17 protein-coding genes are annotated in these 21,219 nt (G+C 71.2%); 13 read left to right on the forward strand and 4 right to left on the reverse strand.

Annotated elements, in window-relative coordinates; all coding sequences use genetic code 11:
* Positions 1 to 166 precede the first annotated feature (166 nt).
* From AB0G15_RS27410 to AB0G15_RS27420, 3 genes are all read left to right on the forward strand, one after another.
* A complete protein-coding gene (locus AB0G15_RS27410; protein ID WP_362845245.1) occupies positions 167 to 3,400 on the forward strand; it encodes a glycoside hydrolase N-terminal domain-containing protein in 3,234 nt (1,077 codons plus the stop codon).
* Between the two features lie 523 nt (positions 3,401 to 3,923).
* Complete coding sequence (locus AB0G15_RS27415; protein WP_362845247.1) at positions 3,924 to 5,129, forward strand: cytochrome P450; 1,206 nt, start codon at positions 3,924 to 3,926, stop codon at positions 5,127 to 5,129.
* A 338-nt stretch (positions 5,130 to 5,467) separates the two neighbouring features.
* The gene (locus AB0G15_RS27420) at positions 5,468 to 5,920 is read left to right on the forward strand and encodes a DNA-binding protein (RefSeq protein ID WP_362845250.1); all 453 of its coding nucleotides are present in this window, start codon (positions 5,468 to 5,470) and stop codon (positions 5,918 to 5,920) included.
* 109 nt (positions 5,921 to 6,029) lie between these two features.
* On the opposite strand, the gene AB0G15_RS27425 is transcribed toward AB0G15_RS27420, so the two are convergent.
* Positions 6,030 to 6,914, reverse strand: a complete 885-nt coding sequence (locus tag AB0G15_RS27425) for a helix-turn-helix transcriptional regulator (RefSeq protein ID WP_362845253.1) — start codon at positions 6,912 to 6,914, stop codon at positions 6,030 to 6,032.
* 139 nt (positions 6,915 to 7,053) lie between these two features.
* Here AB0G15_RS27425 and AB0G15_RS27430 point away from each other — a divergent pair, with 139 nt between their 5' ends.
* Positions 7,054 to 7,746 (forward strand): SDR family NAD(P)-dependent oxidoreductase, encoded by a 693-nt coding sequence (locus AB0G15_RS27430; protein ID WP_362845256.1) that lies wholly within the window; start codon positions 7,054 to 7,056, stop codon positions 7,744 to 7,746.
* Between the two features lie 219 nt (positions 7,747 to 7,965).
* Here the strand turns inward: AB0G15_RS27430 and AB0G15_RS27435 are convergent, their stop codons facing one another.
* Together AB0G15_RS27435 and AB0G15_RS27440 are read right to left on the reverse strand one after the other, a co-directional pair.
* On the reverse strand, positions 7,966 to 9,174 hold the full coding sequence (locus tag AB0G15_RS27435; RefSeq protein ID WP_362845259.1) for a macrolide family glycosyltransferase: 1,209 nt from the start codon (positions 9,172 to 9,174) through the stop codon (positions 7,966 to 7,968).
* A gap of 382 nt (positions 9,175 to 9,556) precedes the next feature.
* On the reverse strand, positions 9,557 to 10,585 hold the full coding sequence (locus AB0G15_RS27440) for a GDP-mannose 4,6-dehydratase (RefSeq protein WP_362845262.1): 1,029 nt from the start codon (positions 10,583 to 10,585) through the stop codon (positions 9,557 to 9,559).
* 296 nt (positions 10,586 to 10,881) lie between these two features.
* Between AB0G15_RS27440 and AB0G15_RS27445 the strand changes: the two genes are divergently transcribed.
* The 6 genes from AB0G15_RS27445 (at position 10,882) to AB0G15_RS27470 (ending at position 18,690) form a co-directional block, all read left to right on the forward strand.
* A complete protein-coding gene (locus AB0G15_RS27445; RefSeq protein WP_362845265.1) occupies positions 10,882 to 12,126 on the forward strand; it encodes a glycosyltransferase family 4 protein in 1,245 nt (414 codons plus the stop codon).
* A 46-nt stretch (positions 12,127 to 12,172) separates the two neighbouring features.
* Entirely contained in the window at positions 12,173 to 12,886 is a 714-nt protein-coding gene (locus AB0G15_RS27450) for a methyltransferase domain-containing protein (protein WP_362845267.1), read from the forward strand.
* 29 nt (positions 12,887 to 12,915) lie between these two features.
* On the forward strand, positions 12,916 to 13,968 hold the full coding sequence (locus AB0G15_RS27455) for a prenyltransferase (protein WP_362845289.1): 1,053 nt from the start codon (positions 12,916 to 12,918) through the stop codon (positions 13,966 to 13,968).
* A 643-nt stretch (positions 13,969 to 14,611) separates the two neighbouring features.
* Positions 14,612 to 15,532 (forward strand): DUF1702 family protein, encoded by a 921-nt coding sequence (locus AB0G15_RS27460; protein WP_362845270.1) that lies wholly within the window; start codon positions 14,612 to 14,614, stop codon positions 15,530 to 15,532.
* Between the two features lie 42 nt (positions 15,533 to 15,574).
* The gene (locus AB0G15_RS27465; protein WP_362845273.1) at positions 15,575 to 17,638 is read left to right on the forward strand and encodes a CRTAC1 family protein; all 2,064 of its coding nucleotides are present in this window, start codon (positions 15,575 to 15,577) and stop codon (positions 17,636 to 17,638) included.
* Positions 17,635 to 18,690, forward strand: coding sequence for an enediyne biosynthesis protein UnbU (locus AB0G15_RS27470; RefSeq protein WP_362845275.1), 1,056 nt, complete (start codon positions 17,635 to 17,637; stop codon positions 18,688 to 18,690). Before AB0G15_RS27465 ends, AB0G15_RS27470 begins: the two co-directional genes overlap by 4 nt.
* On the opposite strand, the gene AB0G15_RS27475 is transcribed toward AB0G15_RS27470, so the two are convergent.
* A complete protein-coding gene (locus tag AB0G15_RS27475; RefSeq protein WP_362845277.1) occupies positions 18,626 to 19,273 on the reverse strand; it encodes a class I SAM-dependent methyltransferase in 648 nt (215 codons plus the stop codon). The two genes, AB0G15_RS27470 and AB0G15_RS27475, sit on opposite strands and share 65 nt — an antisense overlap.
* A gap of 76 nt (positions 19,274 to 19,349) precedes the next feature.
* On the opposite strand from AB0G15_RS27475, the gene AB0G15_RS27480 reads away from it, so the two are divergent.
* Genes AB0G15_RS27480 through AB0G15_RS27490 form a run of 3 tightly spaced genes read left to right on the forward strand, consistent with a single transcriptional unit; the run spans position 19,350 to position 21,115 of the window.
* Positions 19,350 to 19,814: a pyridoxamine 5'-phosphate oxidase family protein gene (locus AB0G15_RS27480; protein WP_362845279.1), complete on the forward strand. Its 465-nt coding sequence runs from the start codon at positions 19,350 to 19,352 to the stop codon at positions 19,812 to 19,814.
* A 9-nt stretch (positions 19,815 to 19,823) separates the two neighbouring features.
* Positions 19,824 to 20,018, forward strand: a complete 195-nt coding sequence (locus AB0G15_RS27485) for a ferredoxin (protein ID WP_362696938.1) — start codon at positions 19,824 to 19,826, stop codon at positions 20,016 to 20,018.
* Positions 20,019 to 20,029: 11 nt separating this feature from the next.
* Positions 20,030 to 21,115: a Zn-dependent alcohol dehydrogenase gene (locus tag AB0G15_RS27490; protein WP_362845281.1), complete on the forward strand. Its 1,086-nt coding sequence runs from the start codon at positions 20,030 to 20,032 to the stop codon at positions 21,113 to 21,115.
* Positions 21,116 to 21,219 lie beyond the last annotated feature (104 nt).

Consider the following 21,219-nt stretch of genomic DNA (forward strand, 5'->3'; position numbering starts at 1 on the left):
AACAGTCCCGCCTTGTGATCGGAGGAATCCGTTGCACCGCCCCCCACGACGGCGTCTCGGCGTCGCACTCCTCGCCGCCCTCATCCTCGCCACCGGGTTATACGGCCAGAGCTCGGCCGACACGGAGCCGTCAGCAAATATGACCATGTCGAATACACCCGATGACTTGACGCTCTGGTACGACAAACCGGCCACCGACTGGGAGACCCAGGCGTTGCCGATCGGCAACGGCGCGCTGGGCGCCATGGTGTTCGGCGGCGTGAACAGCGAGCAGATCCAGTTCAACGAGAAGTCCCTGTGGACCGGCGGCCCCGGCGCGAACGGCTACGACTTCGGCAACTGGACCTCCCCCAGGCCGAACGCGATCGCCGAGGTCAGGGCTCAGATCGACCGCGACGGCAGGATGTCCCCCGAGGCGGTGGCGGCCAAGCTCGGCCAGCCCAAGAGCGGCTTCGGCGCCTACCAGACCTTCGGGGACCTCTGGCTGGACATGCCCGAGACCCCCGGGGGCCCCGAGAACGCCGAGAACACCGTCACCGGCTACCGCCGGGAGCTGGACCTGCGCGAGGCGGTCGCCAGGGTCGGCTACACCGCGAACGGGGTGACCCACTCCCGCGAGTACTTCGCCAGCCATCCCGGCAACGTCGTCGTCGGCAAGGTCTCCGCCGACAGGCGCGGCAAGGTCTCCTTCACGCTGCGCACCTCATCGCCTCGTGACGACAAGCAGGTCTCGGTCTCCAAGGGCCGCCTCACCGTCAAGGGCGTGCTCGCCGACAACGGCATGAGGTTCGAGTCGCAGGTCCAGGTGATCACCCAGGGCGGCACCCGCACCGACGGCACCGACAGGATCACCGTCACGGGCGCCGACAGCGCGGTGTTCGTGCTGTCGGCGGGCACCGACTACTCCGACGTCTACCCCACCTACCGGACCGCGGACCCGCACGCCAAGGTGACCAAGGCGGTCGACAGGGCCTCCCGCACGTCGTACGAGGAGCTCAGGTCCGAGCACCGGGCCGACTACCGCAAGCTGTTCGACCGGGTCAGGCTGGACCTCGGGCAGAAGACCCCGGCGATCCCGACGGACAGGCTGCGCGCGGCGTACACCGGCGGCGCCTCGGCCGACGACCGGGCGCTGGAGGCGATGTTCTTCGCCTACGGCCGCTACCTGCTGATCGCCTCCTCCAGGGAGGGGTCGCTCCCGGCCAACCTGCAGGGCGTGTGGAACAACTCCACCAATCCCCCCTGGTCGGCCGACTACCACGTCAACATCAACCTGCAGATGAACTACTGGCTCGCCGAGCAGACCAACCTCGCCGAGACGACCGAGCCGTACGACAGCTACATCCGGTCGATGGTCGCCCCCGGGCAGAGGACCGCGAAGGAGATGTTCGGGGCGCGCGGCTGGGTGGTGCACAACGAGACCAACCCGTTCGGCTTCACCGGCGTGCACAACTGGGCCACCTCGTTCTGGTTCCCCGACGCGGCGGCGTGGGTGACCCAGCAGATGTACGACCACTACCGCTTCAGCGGCGACACCAAGTACCTGCGCAAGACCGCGTACCCGGTGATGAAGGGGGCGGCCGAGTTCTGGCTGGACACCCTCTACACCGACCCGCGTGACGGCAGGCTGGTGGTCTCCCCCAGCTACTCCCCCGAGCAGGGCGACTTCACGGCGGGCGCCTCGATGTCCCAGCAGATCGTCTTCGACCTGCTGACCAACACCCTGGAGGCGGCGAAGGAGCTGAAGACCGACAAGGCCTTCCAGGCCGAGGTGAGAGCCGCGCTGGCCAAGCTCGACCCGGGCATCAGGATCGGCTCCTGGGGACAGCTCCAGGAGTGGAAGGAGGACCTGGACGACCGGGGCAACACCCACCGGCACGTCTCCCACCTGTTCGCCCTGCACCCCGGACGGCAGATCACGGCCGGCACCCCGGAGGCCGAGGCGGCCAGGATCTCGCTCACCGCGCGGGGCGACGGCGGCACCGGCTGGAGCAAGGCGTGGAAGGTCAACTTCTGGGCCCGCCTGCTGGACGGCGACCACTCGCACAAGATGCTCAGCGAGCAGCTCAAGGGCTCCACGCTGGACAACCTGTGGGACACCCACCCGCCGTTCCAGATCGACGGCAACTTCGGCGCCACCTCCGGCATCGCCGAGATGCTGCTGCAGAGCCAGCACGACACGGTCCACGTGCTGCCCGCGCTGCCGTCGGCCTGGCCCACCGGGTCGGTCACCGGCCTGCGCGCCCGGGGCGACGTGACCGTTGACGCCTCGTGGAAGGACGGCAACGCCGACAGGGTCACCGTGCACGCCGGGACGTCCGGCCCCCTCAAGGTCCGCGCCGCCATGATCGGCGGCCGCTACCACGTCGAGGACGAGCGCGGCCGGACGATCACCCCGCGCCGCGACGGCGACGTCGTCACCATCGACGCCAAGGCCGGAAGGTCCTACACGCTCGTCAACGAGGTGACCGTCAAGATCACCGCCCCGGTCGTCGCGGGCGCCGGCGAGTCGATCCCGGTCACCGTCACCGTCACCGCGACCGGCCGGGAGAACGTGCCCGCCGGCACGCTGGCCCTCGCCCTGCCGCAGGGCTGGACCGCCGTCCCCGCCTCGGTCGAGGTGCCCGCCGTCTCGCCGGGCGGCCCGAAGACCTTCTCGTTCTCGGTGACCGTCGGTCCCTCGAACGGGACCAGGTCCGCGCGGGTCGCGGCGGAGCTGTCGGGAAGCGGCTGGAAGGCGGGCGGCTCGGCGGCCGTCGGCCTGAACCCGTGCGTCTCTCCCCCGGCGGACCGCGCCGTCGTCGCCTGGGACCCGACGTCGGGCACGACCGTCACCGACGCCTCCGGCAGCGGCAGGAACGCCACCGTCGTCGGCGGCGCGACCTACGACGCCGGGGCCCCGAGCGGCAGCGGGCTGGTCCTGAACGGCTCGACCTACCTCACCACCGGGAACACCCTGCTGGGCTACCTGCCCGAGGCGACGTTCGCGGCCGAGGTGAAGATCGGGGGAACCGGCTACCGGCGGCTCTTCGACTCCCAGCCCGGCGGCAACCCGGGCACCGACGGGATCATCGTCGACCTCACCCCCTCCAACACCCTGCGCTTCATCGGCGCCGGGCAGAACGTGGGGCTGAGCGGGACGATCCCGACCGGCCGCTACATCGACCTCGTCGTCACCATGGACCGCAACGGCGTGATCAACGCCTACGTCGACGGCACCCGGGTCGGCGGCGGCACGGCCACCACCGACGGCATCACCGGCTGCACCTCCCGGCCGCTGCGCTTCGGCGCCGACCAGGACGGCGGCCAGCGCCTGAGCGGCGCGGTCGACCGCATGGCCATCCTGCCGAAGGCCCTGACCGCCGCGGAGGTGGGCACCTGGCGCGACATCGCGTTCTGATCCTGGCGCTCCCGCACGCGATCCGCCCCCGGTTCCCCCGTCTCTCCCGTAGGAACCGGTTCTGAATCCCCGTGAGGCCCGGAACGCACCCACGCGTCCCGGGCCTCACGGCCGTGCGAAGCGCCGGGAGCCCGCGCGGAGCACCGGGAGCCGCCGCGCGGAGTGCCGAGTGCGTCGCGTGGGGTGCCCGGCGCGGGGCGTCGGCGGCCGTCGCGCGAAGTACCTTTCGGCCACCGCGAAAGGGGCCCGCGGCCGGGGTCCGGGGTCCTGACTTGACGGGGTCCCCCTCCCGTAATAGAACACGTTTCAGAAAGAGGAATTACCAAACGCCTGATCAAGCGCTTGGTGGATCGGCGTGCCCCGGACGGGAGGCGGGAACATCGGAAAGTCCCGCGATCGCCACGTTCGCGATGGATTCTCAGCGAACGGGTAGGGTACGCCGCTGACCGCACCCCCAGGCCGCACCGACAATGAGCCGTGTCACCGCGTCACGAGAACGCCGGCCCGGCTCGCAGGAGGACCAATGGATATCGATCTGGTCGACCAGGACTTCTATTGGCGGAACGGCGCGCCGCACGAGCAGCTGGCCTGGTTACGGGCGAACGCGCCGGTGTACGCGCACCCGGGCGACACCGAGCGCGGCTGGCCGGGCTTCTGGGCGGTCACCAGGCACGCCGACGTGGTACAGGTCTCCCGCCGCTCCGATCTGTTCTCGTCGAGCAGGAAACTCGCGCTCTTCAACGAGATGCCCGAGGACCAGATGGCCCTGCAGCGGATGATGATGCTCAACCAGGACCCGCCGGACCACACCCGGCGGCGTTCCCTGGTCAACCGGGGCTTCACCCCGCGCATGATGGGCGCCCTGGAGCAGCACATCCGCGACATCTGCCACGAACTGGTGGACGAGGCCAAGGGACGCGGCTCGGTCGACTTCGTCAGGGACATCGCCGCCCCGCTTCCGCTGTACGTGATCTGCGAGCTGCTCGGCGCCCCCGTGGAGGACCGCGACAAGATCTTCAACTGGTCCAACCAGATGATCGGGGCCGAGGACCCCGACTACGCGGCCGACCCCGCGGAGGGCACGAACGCGGCCATGGAGGTCTACGCCTACGCCAACGCCCTCGCCGCCGAGCGGCGCGCGCAGCCCCGCGAGGACATCGTCACCAAGCTGATCATGCCCGACGCCGCCGGGGAGACCCTCACCGAGGAGGAGTTCGACCTGTTCGTGCTGCTGCTCGTGGTGGCGGGCAACGAGACCACCCGCAACGCGGCCTCGGGCGGCATGCTCGCCTTCTTCGAGAACCCCGAGCAGTGGCGGCGGCTGGTCGCCGACCGCGCCCTCGCCCGCACCGCGGCCGACGAGATCGTCCGCTGGGTCTCCCCGGTGAACCTCTTCCGCCGTACGGCCACCACCGACACGACGATCGGCGGGCAGGAGGTCAAGGAGGACGACAAGATCGTGGTCTTCTACAGCTCCGCCAACCGGGACGAGGAGGTCTTCGCCGACCCCGGCGTCTTCGACATCGGCCGTGACCCCAACCCGCACATCGGCTTCGGCGGCGGCGGGGCCCACTTCTGCCTGGGCAACCACCTCGCCAAGCTCGAACTGCGGGTCCTCTTCGAGGTGCTGGCCGAGCGGCTGCCCGGCCTGGAGCAGGCCGGCGAGGCCCGCCGCCTGCGGTCCAACTTCATCAACGGCATCAAGGACCTGCCGGTCTCCGTCGCCTGAGATCCGGCGCCGCCGGGAACGACACCGAGTACACCGAGAACTCCAGCGAGAACTCCACCGAGAGCGACACGGAGAACGACGCCGGAGACGGCGTCGGAAGGCCATGCGGGGCCGCCCGGCCCCGCATGGCCTTTCTCGTGCCGACATTCTCGTGCCGACGTGCCGACGTGCCGACGTGCCGACGGCGGCGGGGATGCCGGTGGCACGGGGAAAGGCCGGAGAGATCCCCGTCTCTCCGCTCGTCCAGCGGATCGCAGAGGTGACGACACCCCCGCTTTTAAACACCTTGTTGAACTCTATGTGTTGACAACAATCCGTTCGAGGCTCATCCTGGTCGCATGCCCGCTTCTCATGACGGATCATCCGACCCCTTCACGCCTCCCGACCCGGGCCTGACCCGGGCGCACCGCGAGTACGCCTCCCTGTCGCGCATCGCCGAGCGCCACGCGGCCGACGAGGGCCGGCGCCTCCGGCAGGTCCACCCCACGGTCCTCGGAGCCCACGAGGCTGTCAGGCTCGTGACGTTCCTCCTGAGCGGCAGCGCCCATCGCGAGGAGGGCGAGCCGGAGGTGGACCACGCCGACATCACCGCCGCCCTGACCCTCCTGCCCAGGGTCCGCGCGGAAATGGACGAGCTGGAGGCGTCGCTCCTCCTCATGGCGCGGGGCCGCGACCTCACCTGGCAGGAGATCGCGTTCGGTCTCGGTCTCGCCACCCCGCAGGCGGCCAAGCAACGCTACGAGCGCCTGGCGGGCCGCACCACCGCCCGGCCGGCCCAGCAGCCGGGTTGAGCGACCGGTGTTCTCCGGCGGTCTCGCGGTGCTCCTCCGCATGCCGGGGTGATCGTTGCCGGTCACCGGGAGAGGAGGGGCGGCCACACGGTGTCGTTCCTCGCCGGGTTCACCCGAGTGCGGCGCCGTCCGTCTCACGTGTCGGCCTGCCGGAGCCCTTGTTCCCGTCCGAGGTCGGCAGGCCCGCGGAGGCCAGCAGGGCCAGCTTCTCCGCATCGCCGGACCCGGCTTCCGGGTGATACACGACGAGCATCAGGCCCTCGGTTCCGTCTATGCCCAGTCGTTCCCGGTTGAGGGTCATTTCCCCGACCTGCGGGTGGTTGATCCGCATCAGCGACCCGCGCTGCCCGCGGACCTCGTGGCGGGCCCAGAGCCGGCGGAAATGGGGACTCGCCAGTGAGAGTTCTCCGGTGAGCTCGATGAAGCGAGGATCGTCGATGTCGTTGCCCACGGACTGCCGCAGGTTCGCGACGAGGCATTCCGTGACGTCTTTCCAGTCCGGGTGCAGAGCCTGCTCGGCCGGGTCCAGGAACATGTCCCTCAGCTGGTTGCCCCCTGCGGCGAGGCCGGGAGAGAGTGCCCTGGCAAGCCTGTTCGAGGCCAGGATGTCGAAGTACCGGCCTTCGATGAAAGCGGGCTGGACGAGGGAGTCCAGGAGCTTGAGGGCGCCGGGCGGCGGGATCTCCTCGGGCGGCCGGCGTCCGCGCCGCCGGGGCGCCTCCGAGACCAGGGTCCGCAGATGGGCGATGTGGTCGTCGTCGAGGTGGAGCACGCGAGCGATCGACTCGAGCACCTGCGCGGACGGGTTGCGATCGCGGCCCCGTTCCAACCGCAGGTAGTAGTCGGCGCTGATGCCGGCGAGCATGGCGACCTCCTCGCGCCGCAGCCCGGGCACACGCCGCACACCGACGCCGGGGATGCCCGCCTGCTGAGGCGTCACCAGCTCGCGCCGGGCACGCAGGTACGCGCCGAGGGCGTTCGTCGTCGCGCTCATGAGGCCGGCCCAGGACTCCGCGAGGCGGACAGAGGTGGTCCTGCCACACCCCAGGCTCGAGAGGGCTCTGTTCCAGGCGAGTAGCTCCGCATAGCGTGCTCAACGGTCCGCTCGGGCCACGTATTTCGAGAGGTGGGACATGACCGTCACACTGGTCACCGGGGCCAACAAGGGCATCGGTTTCGAGACAGCCAAGCAGCTTCTGGAACTTGGGCACGTCGTCTACGTCGGTGCGCGTGACGTCGAGCGGGGCGAGAAGGCCGCGGCGGCGCTGGGCGCACGATTCGTGCAGCTCGACGTGACCGACGACGCGTCGGTGAACAACGCGCTGGCGACGATCGATGCGGCCGAGGGCCGGCTCGACGTCCTGGTGCACAACGCGGGCATCCTGGAGAACGGAGCCCTGGACGGTCCCACGGCCCTGCGGGCCTTCGACACCAACGCGGTGGGAATCGTGCGCGTCACGGAGGCGGCGCTTCCCCTGCTGCGCAGATCCTCGAACCCGACCGTGGTCACCGTCTCGAGCAGCGCCGGGTCGTTCTGGGCGGTGACCAACCCCGACCGGCCGGAGTTCCATGTGAGGGCCGCGCTTTACTCCGCGTCCAAGGCGGCGGCCACCATGCTCACGGTCCAGTACGCCAAGTCCCAGCCGGGCATCAAGTTCAACGCGCTCGAGCCGGGCTTCACCGCCACCGACATGACCGCCGCCCTGTCCTTCGAAGGCGGAAGATCACCTGAGGAGAGCGCCAGGACCGTCGTGCGTCTGGCGACTCTCGACGTGGACGGCCCGACAGGAACGTTCCAGGACGAGGCCGGGGAACTGCGCTGGTGAGCGCGCAGGAACGATCGAGGGGTCCGGGGTGTTCGCCGGCGAGTCCGGACGGGTGACGCGTCGTAAGACCTCGGAAGAGGTCTGGACCGTGCCGGAGCCACTGCCGGAGCCACTGCCGAAGGAAACCGAGGCGGACCGTGACGGATCGGCGCCCGTCTGATGGGCCCGCCCGCGGAGCGCGCCGGCGGCGGGCCGGGCGTCGCCCGCCCGGCCCGCGCCTCAGGACGGGCGAGCCTCTCCTCGGTGCCGGAGCAGTTCCTCGATCAGGTCGGCCGCGCGGACGGTGCCGCCCTCGCCCCGGACCTCGTCCCGGAGTTTCGCCAGCCGCGCCGCCACCTCCGGGTCGGAGGTGAGGCCGAGCAGGGCGGCGCGCAGCGCCTCGGGGGTGGCCTCCCCGGTGTCGATCCGGCGGCCGACCCCGAGCTCCACGAGCCTGTCGGCGTTGCCGAACTGGTCGGCGGCCTGCGGGACGGCGATCATCGGGACGCCGCAGTACAGGCCCTCCTGGGTGCCGCCCATGCCCGCGTGGGTGACGAACGCGTCGGCCTGCTCCAGGATCGAGAGCTGCGACACCCAGGAGTGCACCTCGACGTTGGCGGGGATCACCCCGAGTTCCGCCCGGTCCACGAACTTTCCGACCTGGAGGACGACGTGCCAGCCGGGCAGGTCGCCGAAGGCCGCCAGGCAGGAGCGGTAGAAGCCCGGCAGGTTGGTGAAGGCCGACCCCAGAGAGACGAGCAGCACCTTCTCCGCGCCCTCAGGGCGAATCCAGGGCTCCTGATGGGAGCGGGTGGCGAAGCAGGGCCCGGTGAAGGTGATCCGGGCGGGATCGACCCGGTCGGCGTTGGGCTGCATGACCTTCGGGATGAGCGCCAGCGCCCGCGGCGGGCGGCCCCCGAAGTCGTCGGAGTCGATGCCGTGGATGCCGTTGTCGCGCAGCCACTCCTCGAACCGCCGGTAGTGCTCGGCCCCGCCCGGGGCCCTCCTCAGCTCCTCGAGCATCGGCGCCATGTCCTCCCGGTAACCCTCCCAGCCCACGTAGGTCGGCGAGAGCTGCATCAGGGGGATGTCCCAGTTCTCCGCGAGCACCCGGGCCGTGTAACCCCCGATGTCGTAGAGGAACAGGTCGGGCCGGTCGTTCTCGTACGCGGCGCGGAGCTGCGGCAGCATCGAGATCGCGTCGCCGAGGAAGACGTCGAGCTGGGCGATCGGGTCCTCCGGCCACTCGGCGGTGTCGCCCATGGGCAGGGTCGAGGTGTACGGGACGAGCTCGGCCCCGGCGCCGGTGATCACCTCGGCGAAGGAGGGGTCGTTGGCGTAGGTCACCCGGTGCCCGCGCGCCACCAGCTCCCTGATCACCTCGATGCTCGGGTTCACGTGGCCCGGTGCGGGGATGCTGACCATCGCGATGTGCGCACGTCGGGACATGGTTTCTCCTCTGTCGGATCTTTCCGGGTCTCACGAGGAACGATACGTTCCGTCTCGTCAATGGGTATATCATTACCCCTGTCGCGCACGCCGTCAAGGCGAGACGCTCCGGCTCGTCTAGCGGGCGAGAGCCCGCCGGGTCAGGACGGGCGGGAACGCCCGGGCCACCTCGGTACCGCTTCGGAACCCCTTCGAGGCCGCTTCCGGGTCACCCGGGGCCGTCCCGGAGCCGAGCCGGCCCGACTCCGGGACGGCTCGGCTCCGGGACGGCTCCGGGACGGCTCGAAAACGACCCGGGGACGACTCCGGGACGGCTCGGGAACAACTCCGAGACGGAAAGGCGCAGGAGGCCCGGGAACAGGAGGCTCGGGAACGGGGAGGCTCAGGGCCAGGAGGAGTCCTGGTCGGGGTCGCCGCCCTCGGAGAGCAACTTGACGTCCGACTCGACCATCATCGCCACGAGCTCCTCGAAGGTGACCGTGGGCTCCCAGCCGAGCTGGACGCGGGCCTTCTTCGGGTCGGCGCACAGCAGGTCGACCTCCGCCGGACGGTGCAGGTTCTGGTCGGTGACCACGTACCGCTCCCAGTCGAGCCCGGCGGCGGCGAAGGCGGCCTCCACGAGGTCGCGGACGGTGTGGGTGCGGCCGGTGCCGATCACGTAGTCCTCCGGCGTGTCCGCCTGGAGCATCAGGTGCATCGCGCGGACGTAGTCTCCGGCGAACCCCCAGTCGCGCCGCGCCTCCATGTTGCCCAGGCGCAGCTCGGAGGCGAGGCCGAGCTTGATCCTGGCCACGCCGAGCGTCACCTTCCTGGTGACGAACTCGGCTCCCCGGCGCGGGGACTCGTGGTTGAACAGGATCCCCGACACCGCGTACATGCCGTACGACTCGCGGTAGTTCTGCGTCAGGAAGTGCCCGTACGCCTTGGCCACCCCGTACGGCGAGCGGGGATGGAAGGGGGTGATCTCGGTCTGCGGGGTCTCGCGGACCTGGCCGAACATCTCCGAGGAGGAGGCCTGGTAGAACCGGATCTGGCCCGATCCCGCCGCCGTGCGCGAGGAGGAGATGCCGGAGCAGACCCGGATGGCCTCGAGCATGCGCAGCACGCCCATGCCGGTCACCTCCGCGGTGAGCTCGGCCTGCTCCCACGACATGGGGACGAAGGAGATGGCGCCCAGGTTGTAGACCTCGTCGGGCTGGACCTTCTCGACGGCGGAGATCAGCGAGCCCTGGTCGAGCAGGTCGCCCCGGACGAGCTGGACGTCCTGAAGAAGCTTGCGAAGCCGCGATACGCGGGGGTTGGCCTGCCCTCGGGCGAGGCCGGAGACCTCGTAGCCCTGACTGAGCAGGCACTCGGCCAGATAGGAACCGTCCTGCCCGGTGATACCGGTGATCAGCGCGCGCCTGGCCAACGCGTCCTCCTCGCTTGCGGGGGCGGCGACCTATGCCTGGTCTTGTGCCGTTTGATGGCGAATGTACCCGCACACCCCCCGGCGGGCACCAGCACCCCACGGCACAGCACGCCTAGAACGCGTTACACCGAATCACGCTCGGTAAGGCTAACTTCCCAGTTCGCACCCTGTGAAGCACGATCTAGGAACAATTCCACATCAAGTGCAACAGAGCTCGTGAATGGTAGGGTCCGAGGACTAAGGTCATCTTTCACGGTACCTGTCCCCTTTTCGGACAGGTTGAGAAGGGGGTTGCCGTGCCGGGTGCTGAATCACTGCGCGTCGCGCTGCTGTCGTACCGCAGCAAGCCGACCTGTGGTGGGCAGGGCGTCTACCTGCGTCATCTCAGCCGCGAGCTGGTCGCCCTCGGGCACAGCGTGGAGGTCTTCTCCGGCCAGCCCTACCCGGAGCTCGACGAGGGCGTCGTCCTCACCAAGATCCCCAGCCTGGATCTGTACCGCGACGAGGACCCCTTCCGCACCCCCGGGCTGAGCGAGTACCGCGACTGGATCGACCTGCTCGAGGTCGGCACCATGTGGACCGCCGGATTCCCCGAGCCGCTCACCTTCAGCCTGCGGGCGTACCGCGAGCTGAAGAAGCGCGTCGGCGACTTCGACGTCGTGCAGGACAACCAGACCCTCGGCTACGGCGTGCTCGGCATCCAGAAGCTGTTCCCGGTGGTCGGGACCATCCACCACCCGATCAGCGTGGACCGGCGCATCGAGCTGAAGGCCGCGACGCTGCGCAAGAAGATCCCCATGCGGCGCTGGTACGGCTTCGTGCGCATGCAGGCCAAGGTCGCGCCCCGGCTCAACCCGATCCTGACCGTCAGCGAGTCGTCCCTCGCCGACATCCACCGCGACTTCAACGTGCCGCAGAAGAACATGCGGCTCATCCCGCTGGGCGTCGACACCCGCTACTTCCACCCGCGCCCGGAGATGCCCAAGCGGCCCGGCTCCATCGTCGCGGTGGCCAGCGCCGACTCCCCGATGAAGGGCGTCGCGACGCTGCTGCGGGCGGTGGCCAAGCTCGCCACCGAGCGCGACGTGAACCTCACCGTGGTGAGCAAGCCCACCCCCGGCGGCCCGACCGAGAAGCTCGTCTCCGAGCTCGCGCTGCACGACCGGGTCAGGTTCGTCCACGGCATCTCCGACACCGAGCTGGGCGAGCTGATCGCCACCTCGGAGATCTCGGTCGTCCCCTCCCTGTACGAGGGCTTCTCGCTCCCGGCCGTCGAGCACATGGCCTGCGGCACCCCGCTGGTCGCCAGCCGCACCGGGGCGCTGCCCGAGGTCGTCGGCGACGCCGCCGTGCAGGTGGCCCCGGGCGACCCCGAGGAACTGGCCGCGGTGCTGCGCCGCCTGCACGACTCCCCCGAGGAGCGGGCGGCGGTGGGCCGCAAGGGCTACGACCGGGTGATGGAGCGCTACACCTGGAACGTCGTCGCCAAGCGGACCGTGGAGGCCTACCACGAGGCCATCCGGGCCCGCCGCGCGAAGTGAGCCACCCCCCAACGATCACCTGTGAAGATGTGAAGAGGAGCGGCGAGTGCTGACTGTCGACTTCGACCGGCTGCCCGTGGGACCGGGAAACCGAGTCCTGGACCTGGGCTGTGGCGGCGGACGGCATGCTTTCGAGGTGCTGCGGCGCGGTGCCGACGTGGTGGCCTTCGACATGGACGCCAGGGAGCTGGAGGGCGTGGCGAGCATGTTCGCCGCGATGGACAAGGCCGGGGAGGTGCCGCCCGAGGCGACGGGCGACACCGTGACGGGCGACGCGCTCGACATGCCGTTCGAGGACGGCAGCTTCGACCGGGTGATCGCGGCCGAGGTGCTGGAGCACATCCCCGACGACATGGCCGCGATGCGCGAGATCTTCCGGGTGCTCAAGCCGGGCGGCCAGGCGGCCGTCACCGTGCCGAGCTTCCTGCCCGAACGGATCTGCTGGGCGCTCGACGAGGCGTACCACACCGCGCCCGGCGGGCACGTCCGCATCTACACGCTGGCCGAGCTGAGCGCGAAGCTCAAGTCGACGGGCTTCGTCATCGGCCCGCACCACCACGCCCACGGCCTGCACGCGCCGTACTGGTGGATCAAGTGCGCGGTCGGCGTCGGCAACGACGACCACCCGCTCGCCAAGGCGTACCACGAGCTGCTGGTCTGGGACATCATGAAGCGTCCCGCCGCCACCAGGATCGCCGAGGCCGTGCTCAACCCGCTCATCGGCAAGAGCGTGGTGCTCTACGTCCGCAAGCCTGCGTGAACTCTGAGGGAGAAGCGGTGAGCGGCTCCATGGGGTGGGAAATGCAGTGGGAACAGGTCGTCCGCACCGCGTGGAGCATCGCGGCGGTGCAGGAGCCCGACGGTGGCGTCCCGTGGCCCGAGGGGCACGTGGACGCCTGGAACCACGTCGAGTGCCTGATGGCGATGAGCGTGGCGGGGCTGACCGACCCGGTCCGGCGGGGGTACGACTGGCTGGTCCGCACGCAGCGGGCCGACGGTTCCTGGCCGATGAAGCTGGTCGGCGGCGAGGCCGTCGAGCAGGGCGGGGAGTCCAACCACGCCGCGTACGCCGCGGTCGGCGTCTGGCACGAGCTGCTGGTGACCGGGGACGAGGAGTTCGCGCGGCGCATGTGGCCGGTCGTCCGGGCGGCGCTGGACTTCGTGGTCGGCCTGCAGACCACCCGGGGTGAGATCGTCTGGGAGCGCGCGGCCGACGGCAGGCCCGCCGGGTACGCCCTGCTGACCGGCTGCGCCTCCGTCCACCAGGGCCTGCGCTGCGGCGTGCTGCTCGGCGAGCACCTGGGCGATCCGCAGCCCGACTGGGAGCTCGCCGCCGACCAGCTCGGCCACGTGCTGGCCGCCCACCCCGAGGCGTTCGCCGACAAGAGCCGCTTCTCGATGGACTGGTACTACCCGATCCTGGGCGGCGCGGTACGCGGCCCGGCCGCGGAGGCGCGGCTGGCCGAGGAGTGGGACACGTTCGTGGAGCCGGACCTCGGCATCCGCTGCGTCTCCGACCAGCCGTGGGTGACCGGCGCCGAGACGTGCGAGCTGGTGCTGGCCCTCGACGCCCTGGGCGACCGGGAGCGGGCGTCGAAGCTCTTCGCGGACATGCAGCACCTGCGGCACGAGGACGGCTCGTACTGGACCGGCTGGCAGTTCGTGAACGAGAAGCACTTCCCGCACGAGCGCTCGGCCTACACCGCGGCCGCGGTCGTGCTCGCCGCCGACGCGCTGGCCGGGCACACCCCCGCCTCGGGCATCTTCCGCGACGCGGGCGCGTACGTGACCGACCGTCCCACCGCCGCCTGCGGCTGCAGCCACGCCCGCTCCAGGGGCTGACCGCCGGTCCCGCGCCTCCCACCACGACCTCGCCACGACCACAACCCGACCACGACTTCGGCCTTCGGCTTCGGCCACGGCCACGGTGAGGTCGTACGGAGCCCCGGCCGGCGGGCCCGGCGGAGACTCCCGGCCCGGCCCGCGGCGGTTTCTTTGCCCGGAATCAGAAACGCGGTACTTGAAGGGCCGCAGGCGGCTCACTACGTTCGGGTCCGTGAGTAACGCGGAGGGCACTCGGACGGTGACTCAGGGCGACGGCGCCGAGACGGCCGGCGCGAGAACCGGCACCGAGGCCGTCGACCCGCCGGACCCCCCGGCGCCTTCCCCCGCTCCGGACCTCCCGGCGCCTCCCGGCGCGCCGGACACCTCGGGTCCTCCCGATCCCACCGACCTCCCACCCCCTCCGCCCGCCCCTCCGGACCTTCAGGACTCCCCTGCCTCCCCTCCTTCCCGTCACGAACCCCCGCCTCCCGTCGAACCCCCGAACCCTCCGGAGCCTTCGAAGAGCCCGTCCGGGGCTCCGGCCCCGCCCGAGCCCTCGGACCCGCTGGAGGCGTCGGACCCATCCCGCTCTCCGGAGCCTCCAGAACCTCCGGAACCTCCGGAACCTCGGAAGTCCCTCACCCCGGCCAGGCCGAAGGGGATGGCCCGGCTGTTGTGGCAGGACCCGGCCCGGATGGGGTTCGGGGTGCGGCGGTTCCGGCTGGGGCCGGCGCGCGAGCCTCTGGAGGACGCGGGCAGGGCGTTCGTCTCCGGCTTCAACGCGGTGGTCGCCGGGGAGACCGAGCGGATCGACGACCTCCGCGAGGACCTGCGCGGTTTCGCGTACGAGGGCGCGGGCATGGCCTGCGCCACCCTCGACGTGCTCACCCTCACCGGCGGGCGCCGGCTCAGGGAGCTGCTGAGCGGGCAGGGCCTGCGCCACCCGCACCTCATCCACATGGGCACCGGCCGGGCGTACGCCCGCATGCGGCTGCGGCCGATGTGGGGCGTCCACTCGGTGCACCCGCTGCTGCGCTGGCTGGCCCACGACGGCTTCGGCTTCCACCAGGGTTTCTTCTCCTCCGACCGGACGGTGGGACGCCAGCGCACGGCCGGGCTGATGGACCGGACGCGGCGGGCGATCTTCGACCAGGGGCTGGGGCGGATGCTCTGGTTCCACGAGTGCGCGGGGGCGGGCGACGTCGTGCTGCGCGTCGCCGAGTTCCCCGCGGGACGCCGCGCCGACCTGTGGAGCGGGGTGGGCCTGGCCGCCACGTACGCCGGGGGCGCGAGCACCGAGGACCTGGGGCGGCTGGCCTCGGCCGCGGCCGAGGACGGCTTCCGCGCCCACCTCGCCCAGGGCTGCGCCCTCGCCTGCGCCGCCCGGCTGATCTCGGCCGTCGTCCCCGGGCACACCGCCGCCGCCGCCCCCGTGCTGTGCGGGGCCGAGGTGGACGAGGCGGCGGGCTGGACCGACACCGCGCTCGTCGCGCTGGGCCACAACGCGCACAGCGACGACCACTACCAGGCCTGGCGGGCGGGAATCCGGAAGGCCTGGGCACGGCGCGACCGCGATTCATGACACCCATGACATCCATGGCGCTCATGACACTTACGACCACTCATGACCACGATCCGGAGGGCGGTGGGAACGGTGCCGGGGGTTCGCAGGTACGCGGCGGGAGTCCTGGCCCTGGTGGCCGCGACCGCCGGGTGGAGGCTGACCGCCCTGCCGGACACCTCGGCCGTGGAGGCGTCCGCCGACTTCTCCTTCCACGCGAGGCGGCTGGGCCCGCCCGCGGAGCCCGGTGACCGCGTCCTGCGGCCGGTCGCGCCGGGATACGCCAACCTCCGCGGCCGGGTGTCGGCGCTGGGCGCCGGGGTGGCCCTGTTCGACGTGGACGACGAGGCCGTCGCCGACGACCTGTGCCTGGTCGACCCCCGCCGCGACACGGTGACCGTCGGGCCGGCGCCGGGGACCTCCCGCGGCTACCGGCCGTTCACGCTGGTCCCCCCGCAGCGCGGGCGGCACGAGGCGCCGACCGGGTGCCTGCCCGCCGACCTCGACCAGGACGGCTGGGAGGACCTGGTCGTCTACTACTGGGGCCGCTCCCCCTCCCTGTTCCTGCGCGTGCCCGGGGCGCCCCCGTCCGGCGCGGCCTTCCGCCACCGCGCGCTGACCGGCGAACCGGAGATCTGGAACACCAGCGCCGCCACGGCCGGTGACTTCGACGGGGACGGCCGCCTCGACCTGGTCTTCGGCAACTACTTCCCCGACGGCGTCAGGGTGCTGGGCGGCGGCGCCGACCGCGGCGACGCCGTGATGCCCGACTCGCTGGCCGCCGCCGCCAACGGGGGCGGCGACCGGCTCTACCGGGCGACGGGACCCGCGCTGTTCACCGAGGCCGAGGGGGTGTTCGACGAGGTCGAGGACGGTGCGGGAGGCGGGGGCTGGACCCTCGCGCTGGGCACCCAGGACCTGGACGGCGACGGGCGGCCCGAACTGTACGTGGCCAACGACTTCGGCCCCGACCACCTGCTGGTCAACGAGTCGGTGCCCGGCAGGATCCGGTTCACCGAGGCCCGGGGCACCCGGCACCTGACGACCCCTCACTCCCGGGTCCTCGGCCGCGACTCGTTCACGGGGATGGGGGTGGCCTTCACCGACCTCAACGCCGACGGCAGGCCGGACATCCTGGTGAGCAACCTCACCGGAAACCACGCCTCGCACGAGAGCAACTTCGCCTTCGTCTCACGACCCGGCGGCCTCCACGAGGGTCACGCGCCGTACGACGACCTCGGCGAGGAGCTGGGGCTGAGCCGCAGCGGCTGGTCCTGGGACGTCAAGGCCGCCGACTTCGACAACGACGGCGTCGACGAGATCATGCACGCGACCGGTTTCGTCAGGGGCGAGGCCGACCGGTGGGCGCGGCTGCTGGAGGCGGCCTCGGCCAACGACCTGCTCCTGTCCCGCCCCTCGCTGTGGCCGGACCTGCGGGCCGGGGACGACCTGTCGGGCCGCGACACCAACACCTTCTTCACCAGGGGCCCGGACGGCCGCTACGTGGACGTGGCGCGGCGGGCCGGGGTCGGTGGCGACAGCGGTGACGGTGACGGTGACGGTGACGGTGACGGTGACGGTGACGGTGACGGTGACGGTGACGGTGACGGTGACGGTGACGGTGACGGTGACGGCGGCACGGTCAGCCGGGCGTTCGCCGTGGGCGACGTCGACGACGACGGGCGGCTGGACTTCGCGGTCGCCAACCAGTGGTCCGCGTCGGTCCTCTACCGCAACCACGGCCCGACGGCCCCGTTCGTGGGCCTGCGGCTCCGTCTCCCCGCGGGCGCCTGCGACACGGCCACCGCGACACCCCCCGCGCGGACGCCTGCGGGGCAGGCGCGTCCCGGGCCGACGCGGCCCGCCATCGGAGCCGTCGCCACGGTGCGCCTGCCCGGCGGGGTCACGCGCAGCAGGCAGCTCTACCCCGCCAACGGCCACAACGGCGTCTCCGCGCCCGAGCTGCTGTTCGGCCTGGGCGACGACCTGCCGGGCGCCACCGTCCCCGTCGGGATCTCCTGGAGGGACGCCTGCGGCGGCGCCCGTACCGCGTCGCTGTCCCTGGAGCCCGGCTGGCACCGGATCCTGCTGGCCGGCGGCCGCGCCTCGGAGGTCCGGCGGCCATGAGCACCGACCGGGGGCGGGACAGGGCGTTCCGGCGGCTGGCGGAGTCCCTCACCCTGATCACCGTGCTCGGGCACACCGTGCTCGGGTTCGAGCAGTCCTGCCTGGCACCGGTGGTCGGCGTGCTCACCGGCGTGACCGCCGAGCTCGCGCTGGAGACCGTGGACGCGTGGTCGCGGCGGCGCCCGGCCCGCTACCTCGGGGTGCCCCGCGCCCGGGTCGCCGGCTTCTTCCTGCCCTCCTACGTCTGCGGCCTGCTCTGCGCGATGCTGCTGTCCGGCAACGGGCACCTGATGCCGGTCGCGCTGGCCGTCCTCATCGGCGTCGGCGGCACGTACGTCTTCCGCGTGACGGCGCCACCGGCACCACAGGCGCCGCGGGTCCCGAGGGCGCGGGAGACGCCGGAGACGGCGAGAGAGCCCGGCGGGGCTGGACGGGCCGCCGAGGACGCGCCGGGCAGGCCGTTCCTGAACCCGGCGGCCTTCGGGGTCGTCGCCGTGCTGCTGCTGTTCCCGTGGGTCGGGCTCGCTCCGGCGTACCAGTTCACCGCGTGGGTCTCGGGGCCGTTCGACCTGGTCGTGCCGCTGGCCGTGCTGGCCTGGGGAACGGCGGTGAACGCCAGGCTCGCGGGGAGGCTGCCGCTGGTCCTCGGCTGGGCCGGCGGGTTCGCCCTGCAGGCGCTGGTCAGAGGAGGGCTGACCGACGTGTCGGTGGTCGGCGCCCTGCTGCCGATGACCGGGACGGTCTTCGCCCTCTACACCGGATACCTGCTCATCGACCCTGCCACGTCCCCGGCCAGGCCGCGCGACCAGGTCGTGTTCGGCCTGGCCACCGCGGCGGTCTACGGGCTGCTCGTCCAGTTCCACGTCGTCTTCGGGCTGTTCCTCGCCCCGGTGGCCGCCGGTGCGTGCCGGAGTCTCCGGGTGGCCCTTCACGACCGTCTCCACCCGCCCGGCGCCGGCGGTCCGGTGGCGAGCGGGTACGAGGAGCTCAGCCGATACCGGGGCCGACCCGTTCGAGCACCCGCAGCGAGCCCTCCTGCCGGACCTCCTTGAACGAGCCGGAGGCGAGGACCCGCTGGTAGACGCGGTAGGGGGCCTGCCCGCCCTTGGCCGGGTCCGGGTAGACGTCGTGGAAGACCAGGGCACCGCCCTGCATGACGTGCGGCGCCCACCCCTCGTAGTCCTTGGTCACCGGATCCTCGGAGTGGCCGCCGTCGATGAAGAGCATCGCCAGCGGGGTGTTCCACAGCGCGGCGACGCGCTCGGACCTGCCGACGATCGCGACGACCTCGTCCTCCAGGCCGGCGGAGGCGATGGTGGCCCGGAACGTGGGCAGCGAGTCCATCTTGCCGAAGCGGAGGTCCATCAGCGTGGGGTCGTGGTGGGCCCAGCCCGGCTGGATCTCCTCGGAGCCCCGGTGGTGGTCGACGGTGAAGACGACGGACCCGGCCTGCCGGGCCCCCGCCCCGAGGTAGACGGCGGACTTCCCGCAGTAACTGCCGATCTCGCAGATCGGGCCGCGCGGGCCGTACTCGGCGGCGATCTCGAACAGCGCGATTCCCTCCTGGTGTGGCATGAAACCCTTGGCGCGCTGGGCGGCGTACAGCAGGTCGGCCGGCATGGTGGCGATGCTCATCGCAGCAGACTACCGAGACCGAACAACATTCCGAATGCCCTTGCCCGGCCTTGTGGAACGTGTTCTACTTTGCACCGTGAACCAGCGCGCCCGCATCGTGATGTCCGACGACGAGGTGACGGCTTTCGTCGGCGAGTCACGGAAGCTGCAACTCGGCACGATCAACCCCGACGGGACACCGCACATGGTGACCATGTTCTACGGGCTGACCGAGGGCAAGATCTCGTTCTGGACCTACGGCAAGGCGCAGAAGACACTCAACATCCAGCGTGACGCCCGGGTGAGCTGCCTGATCGAGGCCGGGGACGAATACTCCGACCTGCGCGGCGTCCTGGTCTACGGGATCGCGCGGAGGATCGACGACCCCGAGGGCATCCTCGACGTCGGTATGAACGTGGCCAGACGGATGGCCGGGATGCCCGACGCGGAGGAACTCCTCACGGAGTACGTGGCCTACACCGGCCGCAAGAGGGTCGCCTTCGTGGTCGAGCCGAGTCGAGTGATCTCCTGGGATCACCGTAAGCTCGCCATTCCCGGTTAGGAGGCCCGTATGAAAATCAACGTCGACTATCTGGTCTGCGAGGCCAATGCGATCTGCATGGGACTCGCCCCGGAGGTCTTCGAGCTCGACGACGACGACCAGCTGCACCTGCTGCTGCCTGAGCCGCCGCCGGAGATGATGGACCGCGTCCGGCACGCGGTCCGGTCCTGTCCCAAAGCCGCCCTCTCCCTTGAGGAGAACTAGGAGGACCCCCCATGCGTGGTGCGCTTCTGCATGCCGTCGGTGACGACAAGCTCGACATCCGCGACGACTTCACCCTCGCGCCGACAGGCCCGACGGATGTCCGCGTCAAGATCAGGGCCACCGGCGTCTGCCACTCGGACCTGTCGGTGATCAGCGGCGTGCTGCCCATGCCGCTGCCGGTCATCCCCGGTCACGAGGGCGCGGGCGTGGTCGTCGAGGTCGGCGACCACGTGACCTCGGTCCAGCCCGGCGACCACGTCATCCTCAACTGGACCCCGGCCTGCGGCAGCTGCGCGAACTGCCTGGTGAACCAGCCGTTCCTGTGCATGACGTACGTGATGGACAGCTTCGTCAACGCCCGCTTCCGCTACGGCGGGGACACCCCGGCGTTCGGAATGGCCGGATGCGGCAGCTGGTCCGAGGAGGTCGTCGTGCCCTGGCAGGGCGCGATCAAGGTCGATCCCGACGTACCGTTCGAGGCGGCGGCCCTGATCGGCTGCGGGATCACCACCGGCGTGGGGGCGGCGCTGAACACGGCCAAGGTGCGGGCGGGCTCGACCGTCGCCGTGGTCGGCGCGGGCGGCATCGGCCTGTCGGTGATCCAGGGGGCCCGCATCTCCGGCGCCACCACGATCCTCGCGATCGACCCGCTGGAGTCCAAGCACGCCCTCGCCAAGAAGGTCGGCGCGACCCACGCCATCACCCCGGACCAGCTCATGGACGCGGTCGGCACGCTCACCGGCGGCGCCGGGTTCGACTACGGTTTCGAGGCCGTCGGCAAGTCCGCCGCCATCATGACGGCCTGGCAGGCCACCCGCCGGGGCGGCGACACGATCGTGGTGGGCGCGGGCGCGGTGGACGACAACGTCCCGCTGAGCGCCTTCAGCCTGCTGTTCGAGGGCAAGAACATCCTCAGCTCGCTGTACGGCGGCTCGGACGTCCGGCGCGACTTCCCGTTCTTCGCGAGCCTTTACAAGGCGGGCAAGCTCGACCTGGAGAGCATGATCAGCTCTCGCATCAAGCTGGCCGACCTCAACGACGCCGTGGCGGCGCTCAGGGGCGGCGAGGTGCTGCGCCAGATCGTCGTCATGGACTGAGCCCGGCACCTCCGGGAACCCGGCCTCGGCCGGGCCGCCGGGCCGCCCACCTGAGCGGGGCCGCCGACGGCCGTGGCCGACCTGATGACGTACCTGTACTGGAC

It is taken from the genome of Streptosporangium sp. NPDC023825 (assembly GCF_040639575.1).
Taxonomy (GTDB): domain Bacteria; phylum Actinomycetota; class Actinomycetes; order Streptosporangiales; family Streptosporangiaceae; genus Streptosporangium.